The organism is Embleya scabrispora, from assembly GCF_002024165.1.
In the GTDB taxonomy this organism is placed as follows: domain Bacteria; phylum Actinomycetota; class Actinomycetes; order Streptomycetales; family Streptomycetaceae; genus Embleya; species Embleya scabrispora_A.
Genome location: NZ_MWQN01000002.1, coordinates 1,160,715 through 1,178,635, shown reverse-complemented (window position 1 = coordinate 1,178,635; position 17,921 = coordinate 1,160,715). Strand labels below are relative to the sequence as shown.

General features: G+C 72.8%; 17 protein-coding genes. 12 read left to right on the top strand and 5 right to left on the bottom strand.

The genetic code is table 11. The features are described from left to right. The first annotated feature begins 287 nt into the window (after nt 1–287). The 5 genes from B4N89_RS35525 to B4N89_RS35505 all read left to right on the top strand — a co-directional run bounded on the left by B4N89_RS35525 (nt 288) and on the right by B4N89_RS35505 (nt 4,748). Entirely contained in the window at nt 288–1,208 is a 921-nt protein-coding gene (locus tag B4N89_RS35525) for a dihydrodipicolinate synthase family protein (protein WP_078980567.1), read from the top strand. After that, nucleotides 1,208–2,377, top strand: a complete 1,170-nt coding sequence (locus B4N89_RS35520) for an NAD(P)/FAD-dependent oxidoreductase (protein ID WP_078980566.1) — start codon at nt 1,208–1,210, stop codon at nt 2,375–2,377. The genes B4N89_RS35525 and B4N89_RS35520 overlap by 1 nt, the downstream gene beginning before the upstream one ends. After that, nucleotides 2,370–2,654, top strand: coding sequence for a (2Fe-2S)-binding protein (locus B4N89_RS35515; protein WP_078980565.1), 285 nt, complete (start codon nt 2,370–2,372; stop codon nt 2,652–2,654). The genes B4N89_RS35520 and B4N89_RS35515 overlap by 8 nt, the downstream gene beginning before the upstream one ends. After that, on the top strand, nt 2,651–4,174 hold the full coding sequence (locus tag B4N89_RS35510; protein WP_078980564.1) for an NAD(P)/FAD-dependent oxidoreductase: 1,524 nt from the start codon (nt 2,651–2,653) through the stop codon (nt 4,172–4,174). The genes B4N89_RS35515 and B4N89_RS35510 overlap by 4 nt, the downstream gene beginning before the upstream one ends. 67 nt (nt 4,175–4,241) lie before the next feature. After that, complete coding sequence (locus B4N89_RS35505; protein ID WP_143658197.1) at nt 4,242–4,748, top strand: hypothetical protein; 507 nt, start codon at nt 4,242–4,244, stop codon at nt 4,746–4,748. 26 nt (nt 4,749–4,774) lie between these two features. Here the strand turns inward: B4N89_RS35505 and B4N89_RS35500 are convergent, their stop codons facing one another. Next, nucleotides 4,775–6,133, bottom strand: a complete 1,359-nt coding sequence (locus B4N89_RS35500) for a DUF6895 family protein (protein ID WP_078980562.1) — start codon at nt 6,131–6,133, stop codon at nt 4,775–4,777. 608 nt (nt 6,134–6,741) lie between these two features. Between B4N89_RS35500 and B4N89_RS35495 the strand changes: the two genes are divergently transcribed. Beyond that, on the top strand, nt 6,742–7,191 hold the full coding sequence (locus tag B4N89_RS35495; protein WP_078980561.1) for a hypothetical protein: 450 nt from the start codon (nt 6,742–6,744) through the stop codon (nt 7,189–7,191). A gap of 127 nt (nt 7,192–7,318) precedes the next feature. On the opposite strand, the gene B4N89_RS35490 is transcribed toward B4N89_RS35495, so the two are convergent. The 4 genes from B4N89_RS35490 to B4N89_RS35475 form a co-directional block, all read right to left on the bottom strand. Then, a complete protein-coding gene (locus B4N89_RS35490) occupies nt 7,319–7,987 on the bottom strand; it encodes a DUF305 domain-containing protein (RefSeq protein WP_078980560.1) in 669 nt (222 codons plus the stop codon). Nucleotides 7,988–8,090: 103 nt separating this feature from the next. Continuing rightward, nucleotides 8,091–8,537 (bottom strand): DUF6153 family protein, encoded by a 447-nt coding sequence (locus B4N89_RS35485; protein ID WP_143658196.1) that lies wholly within the window; start codon nt 8,535–8,537, stop codon nt 8,091–8,093. Between the two features lie 147 nt (nt 8,538–8,684). Then, nucleotides 8,685–10,052: an MFS transporter gene (locus B4N89_RS35480; protein WP_078980758.1), complete on the bottom strand. Its 1,368-nt coding sequence runs from the start codon at nt 10,050–10,052 to the stop codon at nt 8,685–8,687. A 121-nt stretch (nt 10,053–10,173) separates the two neighbouring features. Next, entirely contained in the window at nt 10,174–10,530 is a 357-nt protein-coding gene (locus tag B4N89_RS35475) for an ArsR/SmtB family transcription factor (protein ID WP_078980558.1), read from the bottom strand. Nucleotides 10,531–10,861: 331 nt separating this feature from the next. Between B4N89_RS35475 and B4N89_RS35470 the strand changes: the two genes are divergently transcribed. The 6 genes from B4N89_RS35470 (at nt 10,862) to B4N89_RS35445 (ending at nt 17,882) form a co-directional block, all read left to right on the top strand. Beyond that, nucleotides 10,862–11,629 (top strand): hypothetical protein, encoded by a 768-nt coding sequence (locus B4N89_RS35470; RefSeq protein WP_078980557.1) that lies wholly within the window; start codon nt 10,862–10,864, stop codon nt 11,627–11,629. Nucleotides 11,630–11,834: 205 nt separating this feature from the next. Then, nucleotides 11,835–12,905 (top strand): FecCD family ABC transporter permease, encoded by a 1,071-nt coding sequence (locus tag B4N89_RS35465; protein WP_078980757.1) that lies wholly within the window; start codon nt 11,835–11,837, stop codon nt 12,903–12,905. Next, complete coding sequence (locus tag B4N89_RS35460; protein WP_078980556.1) at nt 12,902–13,984, top strand: FecCD family ABC transporter permease; 1,083 nt, start codon at nt 12,902–12,904, stop codon at nt 13,982–13,984. Before B4N89_RS35465 ends, B4N89_RS35460 begins: the two co-directional genes overlap by 4 nt. Before the next feature lie 40 nt (nt 13,985–14,024). After that, the gene (locus B4N89_RS35455; protein WP_235619128.1) at nt 14,025–14,942 is read left to right on the top strand and encodes an ABC transporter ATP-binding protein; all 918 of its coding nucleotides are present in this window, start codon (nt 14,025–14,027) and stop codon (nt 14,940–14,942) included. A gap of 67 nt (nt 14,943–15,009) precedes the next feature. Next, entirely contained in the window at nt 15,010–16,077 is a 1,068-nt protein-coding gene (locus B4N89_RS35450) for an iron-siderophore ABC transporter substrate-binding protein (protein ID WP_078980555.1), read from the top strand. A gap of 5 nt (nt 16,078–16,082) precedes the next feature. After that, nucleotides 16,083–17,882 (top strand): ABC transporter ATP-binding protein, encoded by a 1,800-nt coding sequence (locus B4N89_RS35445; protein WP_078980554.1) that lies wholly within the window; start codon nt 16,083–16,085, stop codon nt 17,880–17,882. Nucleotides 17,883–17,921: the final 39 nt, after the last annotated feature.

The window sequence follows — 17,921 nt, the reverse complement described above, 5'->3', positions numbered from 1 at the left end:
TCCCGAGGTGGTACGGCACGGGGGTTGCCCGCGCCGTACGGCCCGCGGGTACACCCGTCGCCGTAGGCGCGGGTCACCTCGACGCCCCGCGACGTGCGGGCCTCGCGTCGCCACGGCGCGCGGCGCGGTCGGCTTGCGCGTCCGGGGTGTGGTCGCTCCCCCACACCCCGGACGCGCCGGCCGACCGCGCCGTACGGCCGGAGCGTGCCGCACGTACCAGGCCCACCGGCGCCGAACGGCCCGCGTGGGTCGGATCCCGGGTTTGTGTCCCCGAAAGGATCGAGGGCATGGACCGCACCACCGTCGACTGGCACGGCTACATACCGGCCGTGACCACCCCCTTCACCTCCCAGGGCGACCTCGACCTGGCCGCCTGGGACGAACAACTGGAATGGTTCGCCGCCGAGGGCCTGGACGGCGTGGTCATCGCCGGCACCACCGGCGAGTGGTACACGCTCACCGCCACCGAACGCGCCACCCTGTTCACCCACGCAGCCCGCCGGGTCCGCGGCCGATACACCCTGCTCGGCGGCTGCAACGCCTACACCGCCGCCGCCGCGATCGGCCACGCCCGCGCCGCCAGGGCCGCCGGCCTCGACGGCATCCTGCTCACCCCGCCGCCGTACGTGGTGCCCAACGCGCGCGAGACGATCGCCTTCTACGAGGAGGTCTCCACCGCCGTCGACATCCCGCTGTGCGTGTACAACTGGCCGCGCGGCACCGGCGTCGACCTGGACACCGAAACCCTGACCGCGATCGCCGACCTGCCCACCGTGGTAGCGATCAAGAACTCCACCGGCGACTTCGGCGGCTTCGTCCGCGGCCTGGTCGCCCTGCACGAGCGGGTGCGCTACTTCGGCATTCCCACGGACGCGGTCGGCGCCGCCCTGATGCGCGGCATCGGCGGCGACGGCCTGATGGGCGCCGGAGCCGTGCTCGGCCGCGACCACCCCGCGTTCTTCACCCACCTCGCCGCCGGCGACGAGGCCGCGGCGCTGGCCGTCGGTGCCCGCGACCGGGTGCTGATGCGGGCCTGGTTCACCCCCGACTACGGGCCGCGCTTCGCCAGCGCTCCCGCCATCCTCAAGCACGCCCTGACCCTGCGCGGCGTGCCCGCCGGACACCCGCGCCGACCACTGCTGCCGCTCACCGCCGCCGAGGCCGAGCAAGTCCACGCCACCCTCGCCGAGTTGGGACTCGTCTCCTGATGGAACGTACCGAAGTCCTGGTCATCGGCGGCGGGTTGCTCGGCTGCGCGGTGGCCTACCATCTCGCCCGCGGCGGTGCCGGCGTGCATCTGATCGAAAAGGACCAGCTGAACCGGCACGCCTCCGGCCAGAACGCCGGCAGCCTGCACTTCCAACTCGAATACCGGATGATCCAACACGGCCACGCCGTCGCCGCCCGTGCCGCCGAGGCACTGCCGCTGCACCTGGACGCGATGAACTCGTGGGCCGGTCTGGAGGACGAACTCGGCGAACCGTGCGGCGTGCGCCGCGGCGGCGGTCTGATGCTCGCCGAGACGCCCGAGGACCTGGCCCTGCTCGCGCACAAGACGCACTTGGAGCACAGCCACGGCCTCGACGTCGAACTCCTGGACGCCCGTGCCACGCACGCGTTGGCGCCGTATCTGTCCGAGCGGGTCGTCGGCGCCGCGTGGTGTCCCGGCGAGGGCAAGGCCGACCCCCGGCTCGTCACCCACGCCTACGCCCGCGCCGCGCGGCGGCTCGGCGCCCGCATCGAGACCGGCGTACGACTGACCGCGCTGCGCCACGACGGCCGGCACTGGCTCGCCGACACCGCCGCGGGACCGCGCCTGAGCGCGCGCGCCGTGGTCGTCGCCGCCGGCGTGTGGACCGCCGAGGTCGCCGCGATGGCCGACATCCGACTGCCCGTGGTCCCCGTCGCGCTGACCATGACCGTCACCGCCGCCACCCGGCCACTGGTCCCGCACCTGGTGCAACACGCCGGCCGACGGCTCTCGCTCAAGCAGAGCGCGGAGGGCAACATCCTGATCGGCGGCGGCCGGGCCGCCAAGTTCGTCCAACACGCCGGCACCCTGGACCTGGACGCCCGCCCCGAACTGCGCCTGGACTCGGTCTTCGCCGGCGCCGACGCCGCCCGCGTGGTGCCGGCCGTGCAGCGGTTGCCCGTGTTGCGCGTGTGGTCCGGCGCCACCTCGCTCGCCCCCGACCAACTCCCGCTGCTCGGCGCCGTTCCGCGCCGCCCCGACCTGTACGTCGCCACCGGCGGATCCGGCTTCACCCTCGGCCCCACCTACAGCCGCCTGCTCGCCGAACAGATCCTGACCGGAAGTACCGCCCTGCCCCTGGACGACTACTCCCCCGCACGGTTCGGAGCGTTGAACTTTGTCTGACCACTCCCCCTCCGGCCGGCCGGGGCAGGTGACCATCACCCTCGACGGCGTCCCGCGCGAGGTGCCGGGCGGTCGCTCGCTCGCCGCCGCGCTGATCGCGATCGACGAACCCGTCACCCGGCACGACCGCGCCGGCCGGCCGCGCGCGGCCTACTGCGGGATGGGCGTCTGCTTCGAGTGCACCGTCACCGTCGACGGCGCGCCCCTGATCCGCTCCTGCCAGGAACCCGTACGCGCCGGCATGAGCGTGGACACCACCGGCGAGGAAGCCCGATGAACACCACCACCCCCGACCTGCTCGTCGTCGGCGCCGGACCCGCCGGGCTGGCCGCCGCCGTCACCGCCGCCACGCACGGCGCCCGGGTCCTGGTCGTCGACGAACAGCCGCGCCCCGGAGGCCAGATCTGGCGCCGCCCCGACCCGGCCAACCCGGGCCCGGACCCGCTCTCCGCCCCCGCGTACGCGGCCGGTCGCGCGCTGCTCACCCGCGCCGCCGCGCATCCGGGCATCGACTTCGCCCACCACACCACCGCCTGGGGCGTATTCGCCACCCGCACCGCACCCGACGGCTGGGCCGCGCCGCCCGGCACACCCGTCCCGGCCGGGCCCCGGGTCGCGGTGCACGGCCCCCAGGGCGTCGAAGTCCTGCTGCCCCGGGCCCTGTTGCTCACCGCCGGCGCCTACGACCTGCCGGTGCCGCTCCCGGGCTGGACCCTCCCGGGCTTTCTCACCGTCGGCGGCATCCAGGCCCTGCTCAAGGGCCACCGCACGCTCGCCGGTCGGCGGATCGTGCTGGCCGGCGCACACCCGCTGCTGCTGATCGCCGCCGCGCAGCTGGTGCGCGCGGGCGCGGACGTGGCCGAAGTCGCCTTCGCCCAGCACCTGCCCGCCCCCGCCGACCTGATCCGCGCCGTCGCCGCACTGCCCGGGAACCGGGCCAAGGTCGCCGAGGGCCTGGCCGCCCTGCGCACACTGCGTCGGGCGGGCGTACCGGTGCACACCCGCACACTGCTGCTGCGAGCCGAGGGCGAACAGCACGTCGCCGCCGCCGTGTTGGCTCGCGTCGACCAGGACTGGCGCCCGGTCCCGGGCAGCGCCCGTACCGTCGGCTGCGACACCGTGGGCACCGGATACGGCTTCGTTCCCTCCACCGAGCTGGCCCGCCAGGCGGGCTGCGCGGCGCACTGGAACGGCCCGGCCGGCGGCTGGGTGCTCGACCACGACGACGCGATGCGCACGTCGCTGCCGCACATCTGGGCGGCCGGCGAACTCACCGGCGTGGCCGGCGCCGAACACGCCGTGGCCACCGGACGCCGCGCCGGCCTCGACATCGGCCGCAGCCTGGGCCTGCTCGAATCCGCCGTGCACGACCGGGAACTGCGCCCCGTCGAGGCCGAGTTGGCCGCCACCGGGCGGATGGCGGCGTTCCTGGACCACACGTGCGCACCCCACCGGGCCGGGCTGCACGCGCTCGCCGACGACGACACCGTGCTGTGCCGCTGTGAGGAGATCACCTTCGGCGGAGTCCGCCGCACGCTGGCGGACAACCCGGGCCTGGGCACCGCCGACGCGGTCAAGCTGCTCACCCGCGCCGGCATGGGCCCCTGCCAGGGCCGGATGTGCGGCCCGGCCCTGCTCGAACTCCTGCACCGGGAAACCGGCGTGCCGAGGGAGACGATCGGCGCCTTCACCGCGCGTCCGCCGGTGAAGCCGCTGCCGGTCGATGCCCTGGCGCGCGCGCACGACGCCACCACCACGGCGGAATCACCGACGGACGCGGGGCCGGTCGTGCGGTAGCGGCTGTGCCAGACTGGCGCGGGCCCGATGTGGAGCGGGCCCGCCAGGTCGCGGCGTGGAGGTCGGCATGAGCGAGTGGTGGCTGCAACACCCGGATCCCAAGCGGAAGTTGCCCAAGCCCACCCTCGACCTGCCGACCATGGTCATGGTGGCGTCGGCCACACAGTGCTGCGTCGAGGCGATCACGCTGTGGCCCGAGGCCACCGTCGTCACGGTGGAGATCCCCTACGCTCCCCCGCCGGGCCATACGATCACGCTGCACTACCTCGGCTGCCGGGACTTCGAGGGCGCGGATCCTGTCGCCGACACGGCGTTCACCCTGACCCACGTCATGGGCGAGGGCAAGCAGCCGGGGCACCCGCCTCTCCTCGACATCCCGCGCGAAGTGGTCGCCCGCGTCTCCGGATGTTCGGTGCCCATCCCGCCGCCGGGGCAACTGCCCCTCCTCGACATCCCGCGCGAAGTGGTCACCCGCGTCCCCGTGCGTTCGGCGCGGATCCACTACGAGGTGACGGACACTCGGGGCGATCGGCTGACGTCGGAAACGCTCGTGGTACTGGCCGGCGTGCGGTAGGCGAGGGCGGCGCGGACGCGGGGGCGTCATCTCCGCGCGTCGATGTCGGGTCGCTCGCTCGTGAGGTGGCGGTCGAGCAGGTCGCGGGCGTGGGCGACGGTGAGCGGGGACACGCCGTGCGCGGGAGCCGACAGGAGGGCGTTCTCCATCTCGGCGTACGCGCCGTCGCGCCCGGCCCGGATGATCGCCGCCTCGGCGGCCGGCGCGACGGGCAGGCCCGGCCCGTCGCGCGTGACGAGGCGAATCCACAGCGGCCATCGGTCCGAGTACACGCCGACCCGCCCCGGGTCGGCCGGCGTCCCGGGCCGCGCCCACACGTCGTGCGGCGCGCGGCCGAGGGCCACCGCGTGCATCAGGCCGGCGGCGTACATCGTGTGGAAGTCGTGCCGGAAGGCGTAGGTCTCGCGTTCCGTGCCGGTGATCGTGCCGAAAAGCTTCGGCTGCCGGCCGGGGCCGGGCCCGGGCAGGAAGCCCACCTCGGTCCACAGCGCGTCGAGTGCGTCCCGACACAGCAGCGCGGTGCGCGACACCGGACCCGGCAGGAGCAGTGCGGCGGTCAGCAACTCCGCCACCAGGTCCGTGTTTTCCTCGAAGAGGTGCCAGAGCAGGCAGGCGTCGAGGACGCTGCGCAGCTCGGTCGGGTCGACTTCGTCGGGGAGTTCGCGGCGACCGAAGTCGGTGAGATGGAACAGGGTGTGCGTGAGCGCGTGCAGGTCGGCGAGGCTCATGTGCAGCGGGTGCGGGTGTGCGGCCAGGATCGAACCCTGGCGGTGTGCGGTGTGGTCGACCGGTTCGCCGCCGCACTGAGCCCGCAGCCAGGCCGCCTCCAGGCGGCGATGCGGCGGCCGTTCGACGGCGTCGACGTGGCCGGTCGCGAAGGCCCGACGCAGGGTCGCCGTGAAGTGGGGGTCGGAGGCGCCGAGTTGCTCCACGGCGAGATGCGTGATGGCGAACGGCACGGCGGTACGCGGGTGTCGGACGAGCAGCGCGATGCGTTCCGGGGTGCGGGCGAGCGGGGCCAGCAGAGTCGCGATGCGGTGGAGCGCGGATCGGATCTCCGGTGCGGCGTGCGGGATCCGGTCGGCGATCAGCACGAGGCGGGCGGTCTCCACGACGAACTGCCCGCCGGCGCCGCGGCCGGCGTCGGGACGGGCCGCCGACTCCCGGTGGGGGCCTCGGCGGTCGAGGCGTTCGAGGCCCGCCTCGGCCAGGGTGAGCACCTGGAGCAGTCGTCGCCGGGCCGGCGTGGGTGCGTCGTCGGGGCGACCGGCCCCGTTGGCGGCCGACCGCGCGGCGCGGCTCGCCGGGGTCGAGCCGGTGCCGGAGGCGGCGTCTCGGGCGGGAGTCGAGGGGAGGGCCTCGGCCCCCTGCGGCTCCGGGATCACGCCCGCTCGGCGGACCGCGCACCGGCACCCACGCCGGCACCGTCCTCGCTCGGCACCGGCGGGATCCCACCGACACCGACTTCCACTCCCTGCGACCACTCACCCATCGGATCCCCCGCCACGTCGTCGGCATGCCTCCACTCGGACCCTCAAGCTTGACACCACCATGGGCGGTTCGTCAGGTAAATCAGCAAATCACCGCGTATCGCGTACTCATGGGCGCCCCATGCACGACCATGGGTGGCCGCTGTGACCGCGCCGGCCGGCCATCCTCGGCCGGCTGTCACAAACCGCTCGTGATCGGGCCGTACGTCGCCGCACCCGCGCGCGGGTCGCGCGCCGGTCGCACCCGGACCGCGCGCAAACCAAGCGCGGACGGCATCCGCTCCATCATGTCGCTCCACCCCGGCATACCCGGGCGTCCATTCCGGTTCACACCCACGGAGGACGTCCACGATCGTCCGCCCGGCCGTCCACCCGCCGTCGACCGACCCACAGGGAGCGCCGAGCCTCATGCACACCACCCGTACCACCCATCAGAATCCCGATCCCACCTCCAACCGGTCCGACGAGAACCAATACCCCGTCCACACTCGTGGGTTCTGACAATGAACCCCAACGACAAGCGCATCGACCATCTCCTCGGAGCCTTCGGCGCCGGAGCTCTCGTCAACGCCTGGATCGACGCCCTGATCACCGACGACCACCTCGACCGAGCAGCGGCCACTCGGGTGGCCTGCGACCGGATCGCCGACCTCTCACCGTGGCTGATCGCCGCGCCGGGCCAAACCTGGCGACTACGCGACGAATTCGAGCCGAACGCCGACTTCTCGCCGCGCCTGGTCCTGGTCCTCGGCGTCCGACACGCGCACGGCACCCATCCGCGCGACGGCACGGCGGCGATCCTGATCGCCGACGCCGAGGACGACCCCCGCCATGCGGTGGGCTGGATGGATGTGGACGACTTCGCCGTCTGCTACTCCCTCGAGGAGTGGCCCGCCCCGGAGGTCCGCCGGGTCGACGACAGCGACGCCACCACGACCCCGACCCCGAACTGAGCGGGGGCGGCGTTACGGGCGCACGGCGGCGGCCCGGTCCGAGGTCGTCGGGAACGTCGTGGCATGGGCCGCCGCCCCTCGCCGCAGAGGATATCGGCGGCGGAGGGACGGCGGCGTTCGGAGCCGGCTAGTGGTTCATCCCCGGCATCGACGGCGAACCGGGAGTGGTGCCGCCCTTGCCGGCGAGCAGTTGCCGCATCTGCCGCACCTCGGTTGCCTGCGAACTCCTGATCTGCTCGGCCAACTTGCGCGCGGCGGGATCGACGCCCCGGGCGAGTTCCGTCTCCGCCATGGCGATTGCGCCGTTGTGGTGTTCGATCATCATGGCGAGGAACCGCCGGTCGAAGTCGGCACCGGTGGACGCCTTGAACGCGATCATGTCCGCCTCGGACATCATGCCGCCGCCATGGCTCATGCCACCCGGAGCCGAGGTCGGCTTGCCCCAGGTGGTGAGCCAACCTTTCATCAGCCGGATCTCCGGGGCCTGCGCCGCCTCGATCGTCGCGGCGAGCTGCTTCACCTCGGGGTCGGCCGCCTTGGCCGGCGCCTCCTTGGCCATCTCCACGGCCTGCTCGTGGTGCGGAATCATCATCTGCGCGAACATCACGTCCGCGTCGTTGAACGCACCCGCCGGAGCCGGAGCCGAGGCCGAGGCGGGAGCGGACGCGGAAGTGGAAGCCTTCGCCGAGGACTTGTCCTCGTCATCGCTGCCGCACGCGGCGAGGACGAGCGCACCGGACAACAGGGCGGCGGTCAGGGCAAGGGCGCGGGTACGGGTACGGGTGAATCGCTTCATGGTCGTGCTTCTCCTAGGAATGTGCGGCCCGCCCGTACGGCGGGCTCGGCGATGCGAAACAGGGCGCGAAGTCCCCGGCCGTGGCCCGGGACGGGGCGTCGGCCTATCTGCGCAGCACTCGCAGGAGGGTGAGGTCGGGTGTCCTCGGTGGCGGCAACCCCAGTACGAAAGCCGCCAGTCGGGCTCGCGGCCGACGTCGGCGCCGGGTCCGGGCACGACGCAGGGCGAGTACGGCCAGGGCGGCCACCACGACGCCGAGGCCCGCGAGCAGCACGGCCAGGCAGATCGTGGTCGGGTCGGAATCGTGGTGCGGGCCGCCGTCGGCGGAGCAGTCGCGATCCGGGCAACCGCCATGACGGTCGGGCGCCATCGGCTCCATCGCGCCGCGACCCGCACCGGCCGCATCCGCGGCCATGCCGGCGGCAGGATCGGCCGCCACGACCGGGGCCGATCCAGGGGCCGATCCAGGCGCAGCCGCCGACGCCGGATGGCCGAGCGTATGCATGCCCATGACACCGAGCGTCAGCAGCAGCAGGAGCAGGCCACGCACGAGGACACGGGCGATACCACGCGGCCCGCGTGCCACCGATCCCGCAGTGCGCGCCGTCACGTACCCACCCTCCGCCTCGCGTCGCCCATACCCTACGCCGGTATCCAGACTAGACCCAGGAGCAGCACATCGATGACCGAGCCCAGTTCAGGCACGCTCCGACAGCGCGTCGGGCCGGTGGCCGTGGTGCCGGTCGATCACATAGGCGTGTCGATGCCGCCATCCGCCGGCCGAGGGCACGGCGTCGACCAGGTGTGGGTGGTCGGCGGGCAGGTCGCGGTGCACATGCAAGAGTTCGGCGCCCCCTCGACGGGGCCGACACGCCGCCGCACCGACCGCTCCCGCCAGGGCGATGCCGCCCAGCACCGTCGCGGTGACCGGCATGCCCGCGCCCGCGGCCAACCATCCGGCGAGCGGATAGGTCACCAGCCAGCACCCGTGGGACAGGGAGAACTGAGCGGCGAACGCGGCGGGCAGGTCCGCCGCCCCCGCCGACCGCCGAATCACCCGCCCGGCCGGCGTGAGCACCAGCGAACACGCCGCGCCGATCGCCGCCCACACGACCAGGAGCAGCACCCAGGACCGAGCGTTCGGCGCCACCGCCGTAAGCCCCGCGACGGCGGCCAAGAGCATCGGAAGCGCACCGGCCGCGACCGACATCACGCCCCGATCCGCAAAGCGGCGCAGCAGGCGCGGCAGCAGCAGGGCCGCCACCATCGAACCCCCGCCATAGGCACCCAGCGCCAACGAGACCGCACCCGCGCTCCGCCCGAAGTGCTCCCGAACCAGAACGACCGTGTTCACGAAGACGACCGCGCTCGCCGCCGCGACCGCCAGATCAAGGGCCAACAGCGCCCGCAGCCCCGGCGTATCGCGGAACAACCGGAACCCGAGGCCCGCTTGCGCATATCGACCGCGCACGTCCCGGGCCCGCTCCGCCGGCGCGGGCCGAGGCAACACGACCGAGACGACCAGGGTGGCCGAGGCGACGAAGCCCACCGTCGTCCCGGCGAACAGCCAGTGATACGAGACCAGTTCGAGTAACAAAGCGGCCAACGCCGGGCTGAACAGGCTTTCCAGGTCGTAGGCGAGCCGGGACATCGACAGGGCGGCCGTGTACTCGCCCTCCTCGGGCAGGAGTTCGGGGATGCCGGCCTGGAATGTGGGCGTGAAGATCGCCGACGCGCCCTGGAGCAGCAGGATCAGCGCGTAGATCTGCCACACCTGGGTGACGAACGGCAGCGCGAGCGCGACGAGGGCACGGACGAGGTCCATCGCGACCAGCAGTCCCCGCCGGGAGACCCGATGCGCGAGCGCGCCGGCGACGGGCGAGACGACGACGTACGCGACCATCTTGATCGCGAGCGCCGTGCCCAGCACGACGGAGGCGTCCGCCCCCGCGATGTCGTAGGCGAGCAGGCTCAGTGCGACCGTGGCCAGTCCGGTACCCACGAGCGCGACGACCTGCGCGGTGAACAGACGGCGATAGGTGCGATTTCGTAATACGGCAAGCATCGGCATCGGCCTCGTCCCGTTCGGCACCGTCGAGGGGCGAGACCAGCGTACTCATCATGTGCGCACGCATGCACGCGTTGATCATCACGAAACCCGCCGGAGACCCCAGGCCCCGCAAGCGTCAATCGTGCGGCGGCAGTTCGCCGATCGTGTGGTCGGCCACCTGGAGCGCCTCGTCCACCAGTCGACGCAGATGGCCGTGGCGCAGCGAATACACGACGCGGCGCCCGTCCTTGCGGGCGGCAACGAGGCCGGCCAGTCGCAGTTTCGCGAGGTGCTGGCTGACGGAGGGGCGCGGCGCGGCGCAGTCCCGGGTCAGCGTCGTGACGTCGGCCTCGCCCCGGCCGAGTCGGTCGAGCAGGGCGAGCCGGGTACGGTCCGCGAGCAGGGCCAGTACCGAAGCGGCGACCTCCAGGCGTTCACCGGTGGCCGACTCCCGCGTCATCGAGGCACCTGCGTGTCGTTCGCCCGAACTCATGCGCACATCGTAGGGCGAATCCTGAAGCCGCGACCGAACGCCACGACTGCGCCGCGACGGGGGCGCCGGCACATCTCCACGACGCGTGGGAGCCGTACCCGCCGCACGATCGAGGCAGCGGTCACGAATCGGGGCGAGGCGATCCGCTCCCGGCGCGAACGAGGCAACCGCCGTGCCGACCCCGGCACTCGGACGACCCGGCGAAGCCTCGACCGACGCAAGATCTCGACCTGGCATCTTCGTCCCGGCAATGAGGTGTTGCCGGATGTTTTCCTGGTTACGCTGCGAAGTGGCCGACGAGTGATCTTCGTTCGTGGAAGGGACGTCCACCATGTCCGTTTGCGAGCTGTTGGCGCCGCCGCAGGTGTGCGACGCCGTCGACGATCGCGTCGACCTCGATCGACACGGGCGGCGGGACCTGACCGTACGGATCACCGCCCCGGCGGCGGTGTGCCGGCCCGGCGACGGTCTCGTGGTGACGTGGGCGCCACGATCCCCCACCCTCGTCGGGGCGTTCGAGGTACACACCGCCGTCGCGGGGGTCGGCGCCGTCTACGTTCCCCTGCCGCACGCCAAGGTCTGCTGGAGTGCGGGCGCGGCCGTGCAGGTGACCTACCGACTGATCAAACCGGACGGCAGAACCCTGGAGGCACCCAGCGGCGCCGTCGTCGAATGCGTCAGCGAATACCCGCCGTTGCTCGATTTCGCCGACGTCACCGAGGCAACCAACGGACACATCAGCCTGGACCGACTCGACGCGCGTGGCGCAACCGTCACCGTGCCGTACGACGACGTCCCGGTCGACAGCGGCGACACCGTCGTCGTCACCTGGACCCCACGACCGTCCGGCGTCGAGCCGTTCGAGACCCGCTTCACCGTCGAACGGGCCCGGGGCGACGGCTCGGCGCAGATCCCCCTGGACCGGGTACGCGCCTGCGAGGGCAGCAGCGCCGAGGTCCACTACCGCGTGATCAAACGCGGAGGCATCGGCGAAGCCACCTCCGGCCGCAGCGTCTTCGCGATAGACCCCACCCCCGATCCCCCTCCCGTTCCCCGCCACCCCCGGCCGGCGACGATCCGCCGCCCACACATCGGGTAGCGCTCCACCCGGGTCGGGGTGCGCCCGAGGTGCTCGACAACAAAGGCGAAGTCAGCTTAGGCTAACCTAAGTCTTCGGCGTGCCGCTCTATCGATGCGCCCATCCCCGGGTGTTGCCGCATGCCCGGTGGTGAGCCGCAGCACGACGGGAGTGGCATGGCACGGGGTGTTCCTGACGCATGGTGGGTTTCCGGAGGGTGTCCGGCATGACGGACATCATCCTCCGCCAAACCGCGCCCGCGGGCCCCGCCCCCGCCACCGCGGACGTACGTCGGCGGCGCCTGGTCGGACTGTGCGTGCTGATCGCCGCGCTCGCGCTCGCGGTGGTGGCGTCCCTGGCCGTCGGCGCGCGGGCGCTGAGTCCGTCCGAGGTGTGGCACGGTCTGTTCGCGGCGCCGGACCCGGACCAGCGGCGCAACGAGGTCCGGCTCATCGTGCAGACCGTGCGCCTCCCGCGTACGGTGCTCGCGATCGTGGCGGGCATCGCGCTGGGCGTCGGCGGCGCGTTGATCCAGGGATACACGCGCAATCCGATCGCGGACACGGGGTTGGTGGGGGTCAACGCCGGCGCGTCGTTCGCCGTCGCGACGGCCATCGCCGTGTTCGGGTTCGCCGAGCCGACGCAGTACGTGTGGTTCGCCGTCGCCGGGGCCGGTGTCGCCGGCGCCGTGGTGTTCGGGCTGGCGAGCATCGGGCGGGGAGCGGGAAACCCGCTGACCCTGGCGTTGGCCGGCCAGGGGGTCACGGTCTTCCTCGCCGCGATGACGACCGCGGTGTCGTTGTCGGACAAGGCGGCCATGGACGCGCTGCGCTTTTGGAACGCGGGCTCGGTGGCCGGCGTCGGGTTCGACGTGATCGGGCCGGTGGCCGGGCTCGTCGCACTCGGACTGGTCGCCGCGCTCGCCACGTTGCCCGCGCTCAACCTGCTCGGCCTGGGCGACGACGTGGCTCGGGGCCTGGGGGTGAACATCGTGCGGACCCGCGTCACCGGCATCGTCGCCGTCACCGTCCTCGCGGGAGCGGCGACGGCGGCATGCGGCCCGATCGCCTTCCTGGGTCTCATGGTGGCCCACGTGGCCCGATACCTGACCGGCCCGGACTATCGCCTGCTGGTGCCCTACGCGGGCCTGCTCGGCGCGCTCGTCCTGTTGCTGTGCGACATCGTGGGACGCGTCGTGGTGCGGCCGGGCGAGTTGGACGCGGGTGTGCTGGTGGCCCTGCTCGGCGCCCCGTCCTTCGCGGTGCTGGTGTGGCGCGGAAGGATCAAGGGCCTGTGAGCGGCGCGGAAGTCGGCCCCCTGATCCGCTCCTCGACCCGCCCCGGGGTGCGGTTCGGGCACGTGTCGTTCGTCTGGCGACCGCGCGTCGTCGTGGTGACGCTGGCGCTGATCGCGGCGACCTTCCTGCTGTTCTGCGTGTCCATCGCCGTCGGCGACTTCCGGCTCGGACTGGACCGGGTGATCGCGACGATCCTCGGCCGGGGCGACGCGGTCGACGAGTTCGTCGTCATGGACCTGCGCATGCCGAGGGCCCTGGCGGGCCTGATCGTGGGCATCGCACTGGGGGTCTCCGGGGCGCTCACCCAGTCGCTCGCCCGAAATCCGCTGGCCAGTCCGGACGTTCTCGGCATCACCGGCGGCGCGAGCGCGGTCGCGGTGTTCCTGGTGACCGTGTCGGGCGGAGCGTCCGCGGCGATCGCCGGCTCCGTGGGACTGTCCACCGCGGCGCTCGCGGGCGGCCTCGGAACCGGTCTGCTCGTCTACGCCCTGGCCTGGCGCCGGGGCATCGACGGCCTGCGGCTCATCCTCATCGGCATCTCGGCGAACGCGGTGACGCAGGCGGTCACGACCTGGCTGCTGGCCACCGCCGACATCCGCGACGTGGCCAGGGCCCAGGCGTGGCTGGTCGGCTCGCTCGACAACCGCTCCTGGGACGAGGTGCGGGTGGCCTTCTGGTGCACGCTCGTGCTGATGCTCGTCGTGATGGCGATCGCCTTCCAGTTCAAGCCGATGCACCTGGGCGACGAGGTCGCCGCCGGCCTGGGCGTGCGATATGTCGCCGTACGCGCGGTACTTCTGCTGTGCGCGGTCCTGCTCGCGGGTGCCGCGGTGAGCGCGGCGGGGCCCGTTCCGTTCGTCGCGCTGATGGCGCCCCAGGTGGCGATGCGACTGGTCGGGACCCCGACGCCCCCGTTGGCAGCCTCGGGGGTGGTGGGGGCGCTGCTGCTCATCGGCGCGGATCTGGTCGCGCGCACCGCGCTGCCGGTCGCGCTGCCCGTGGGCGTGGTCACCGCCGCCATCGGCGGCCCCTTCCTCGTATACCTGCTGGTGCGGGCCAACCTCCGGCAGCGGGCGTAATGGACAGGCGATCCGAGGGGTGTTCGTGGCCGCGCAGCGCATGACCGAGACCGGGAGCGAAGCCGGGAAGGAAACCGGGAGCAAGGCCGGGACGGCGTCCGGGGTCGACCGGATCCCGCGCCTGACGGCCCACGGGATCACCGTCGGCTACGGCGGCGCGACGGTCATCGACGGCCTCGACGTGGTGATCCCGTCGGGCCTGGTCACCACCATCATCGGGCCCAACGGCTGCGGCAAGTCGACGCTGCTGCGCACCCTTTCGCGGCTGCTCGAGCCGACGCGGGGCGCGGTCGTGCTGGACGGCGAGGACATCGCCACGCTCAGGACCCGCGACGTGGCGAAGAAGCTCGGCCTGCTGCCCCAGGCGCCGGTGGCGCCGGAGGGGCTGACGGTGGCGGATCTGGTCGCCAAGGGCCGCCATCCGCACCAGAGTTGGCTGCGCCAGTGGTCGTCCGACGATGCCTCGGTGGTCGAGCGCGCACTGGCCATGACCGGCGTGGCCGACCTGGCCGACCGCGCGGTCGACTCGCTGTCCGGCGGGCAGCGCCGGCGCGTATGGATCTCGATGACCCTGGCCCAGGGAACCGACCTTTTGCTCCTGGACGAGCCGACCACCTACCTCGACCTGGCGCACGCGATCGACGTCCTCGACCTGGTGGACGACCTGCACGAGGCGGGCCGCACGGTGGTCATGGTGCTGCACGATCTCAACCTGGCGGCGCGGTACAGCGACAACCTCGTCGTGATGCGGGCGGGCTCGATCCTGGCCCAGGGGCACCCCCGCGACGTGATCAGCGCCGAACTGCTGCGCGAGGCCTTCGGGTTGACCGCGACGGTGATCGACGACCCGGTCGGCGACCGACCGCTCGTCGTGCCGATCGGCCGGGCCCATGTCCGGGCGGGAAAGCGGACCGACGTCGCCGCGCATGAGGATCGTCACTCCGCCGACTCCTCCTGATCCCGATCAAGTAAGGTAAGCCTGCCCTAAGTCGGGTGATGCGTACGTCTGCGACCAAGGAACCCTCATGCACCTCCCCGGAACCACACGTACGAAGCCCTGGCGGCGCCTGGCCGCGACGGCCTCCGCCGCGGCCCTCGGCATCGGCCTCCTCGCCGGATGCGGCTCCGACAGGGCCGACGGGAAGGCCGACGGCGCCGCCGCCGGCAACACCCCGCCGCCGGCCGCCGCGGGGGCCTTCCCGACCACCGTGGAGCACGCGTTCGGGTCGACGACGATACGCAAGGCGCCGCAGCGCATCGTCACCGTCGGCTACACCGACGACCAGGCGGTCCTGGCCCTCGGCTACAAGCCGGTCGGCATGGTCGACCAGTATCCGAACCCGCCCGGAACCACCCCCGACATCAACACCCAGTGGCCCTGGACGAAGGACAAGTGGGGCGGCGCCCGCCCCGAAGTCGTGATGAAGAACGGGGACTCCGGCCCCAACTACGAGAAGATCGCCCAGTTGCGCCCGGACCTGATCATCGCCGTCTACTCCGAGATCGACCAGGCCGCGTACGACAAGCTCGCCAAGCTCGCCCCGACGGTGGGTCGCACCAAGGGCGAGAAGGAGCCGTTCAGCGCACCCTGGCAGGACAACGCGCTGCACATCGCCAAAACCCTCGGCAAGCCCGACGAAGGCGCCCGGCTGGTACAGGACATCCGGACCAAACTGGACACGCTCCGCACCACCCGCCCGGAGTTCACCAGGCAAAGGGCCGTCGCGGTCTCCTGGTACAAGGACCAGCTCGCGCCGTTCACCACCACCGACGTGCGCGGCCAACTGCTCACCGGGATGGGCTTCCAGGGTGTGCCGGAGATCGACCGGCTCGCCGACGGCAAATTCTATGTACCGCTGTCGCCCGAGCGCATCGACCTGATCAACGTCGACCGCGTCTTCGTGATCAACGACCAGGCCGACATCAACGCGCTGAAGAACCACCCGCTGTTCACCAACCTGCCCGCCGTCAAGAACGGCACGGTGTCGTACCTGCTCGACAGCGAGGGCCCGGCGATCGGCGCGGCCATGTCGCAGGCCACCCTGCTGTCCCTGCCCTACGCCATCGACGAGACCGCCAAGTCGATCGGCTGACCGTCATGGCGACTCCCCCCGCGCCCGCGCTGCACACCGCCTCCGGGCGCGAGGCGACCCGGTGGGTGGTGGCGCACCTTCGGCACCGGCCGTGGCCGACCGCGGCCGGCGTGTTCACCATGGTGGCCGCGGCGGCTCTCCAGGTGATCCCGGTACTGCTCCTGGGCCGTGTGGTCGACGCCGTCGTCGCGGGCGAACCGCGCTCGACCCTGGTCGTGATCGGGGCCTGGCTGGTGGCCGCCGCGCTGCTCGGCGCGGCGGCCACCGCGGTGTCCACCCACCTGATCGGACGGTTGGGCGCGGACCTGCTCGCCCGACTGCGCGAGGGCGCGGTACGCGCGGTACTGGGCATGCCCGGTACCCGGGTCGAACAGGTCGGCCGCGGCGACGTGCTCTCCAGGGTCGGCGACGACGTGGCCGTGCTGTCCAAGGGCATCCGCGTGGCCGTCCCCACCGTGTTCTCCGCCGGCGTGCTGGTCGTCATCGCCACCGCCGGCATGTTCGGGCTCGACTGGCGGCTCGGCCTCGCGGGCGCCGGCGCCCTTCCGGCGTACGCGCTCGCGCTGCGCTGGTACCTCCCGCGTTCCGCGCCGCTGTACCGGCGGCAGCGGAGCGCCCAGGCGGAGCGTGCGCAGGCGCTGATCAGCGGCCTGCACGGGATCGACACGGTCCGGGCGTTCCGCCTGGAGGCGGCCTTTCGTGAGCAGGTCGACAGCGGTTCGCGACGCGTGCGCGACCTGGGCATCGACGTGTTCCGGCTCTTCGGCCGATTCGTCGGCCGGGAGAACCGCGCCGAGTTCATCGGCCTGACCCTGATCGTCCTGGTCGGCTACGCCCTCCTGGAGGCGGACGCGGCGAGCCTGGGCGAAGTGGCCGCCGCCCCGCTGCTGTTCCACCAACTGTTCGTGCCGCTCGGATCCATCATGTTCACCTTCGACGAGGCACAGAAGTCGGGGGCGAGCCTGACCCGGCTGGTCGGTGTACTGGGCGAGGCCACCCCGGACCGACTCGTCGGCGACCCCGCCGTCCCCGTCGCCGACGGCGCACCCCGGCCGGTGATCGTCCGAGGGCTGACGTTCGCCTATCCCGACGGCGACCGGCCGGTGTTGCGCGACGTCGACCTGACGATCCCGGCCGGTGGTTCGCTCGCCCTGGTCGGGGCGAGCGGCGCGGGCAAGTCGACCCTGGCCGCGTTGATCGCGGGCATCGGCACCCCACAGGCCGGATCGGTGCACATCGGCTCGACCGACCTCGCCGACCTGGACGAGGCCGGAGCACGCTCCCTCGTCGGCATCCTCACCCAGGAGACGCACGTGTTCTCCGGACCGCTCGCCGACGACCTGCGCCTGGCCGCGCCGGACGCCGGCGACGCCGAACTGCTCGACGCGCTGCGTACCGTCGGCGCCGACACGTGGGTGTACGCACTCCCCGAGGGCCTGCGCACCGACGTCGGCGAAGGCGGCCGGCGGCCGGACGTCACGGAGGTCGCCCGTATCGCGCTGGCCAGGCTGACGCTGCGCCGAACCCCGGTCGTGGTGCTGGACGAATCCACCGCGGAGGCCGGCAGCGCCCACGCCGCCGAGTTGGAACGCGCCGTCCTGGCGGCGTGCGCGGGCCGGACCACGCTCCTGGTGGCCCACCGGCTGACCCAGGCGGCCACGGCCGATCGCATCGCCGTCCTGGAGGCGGGGCGCGTCGTGGAAGAGGGCTCCCACGAGGAGTTGATCGCCCTCGACGGCCGCTACGCACGGCTGTGGCAGGCCTGGCGCGAAGGCAGCGACGCGGCGCAAGGCCCCGCGCGGTGACCGCCGTCCGCCGTCCGCCATCGGTCCCGCCCGCATACG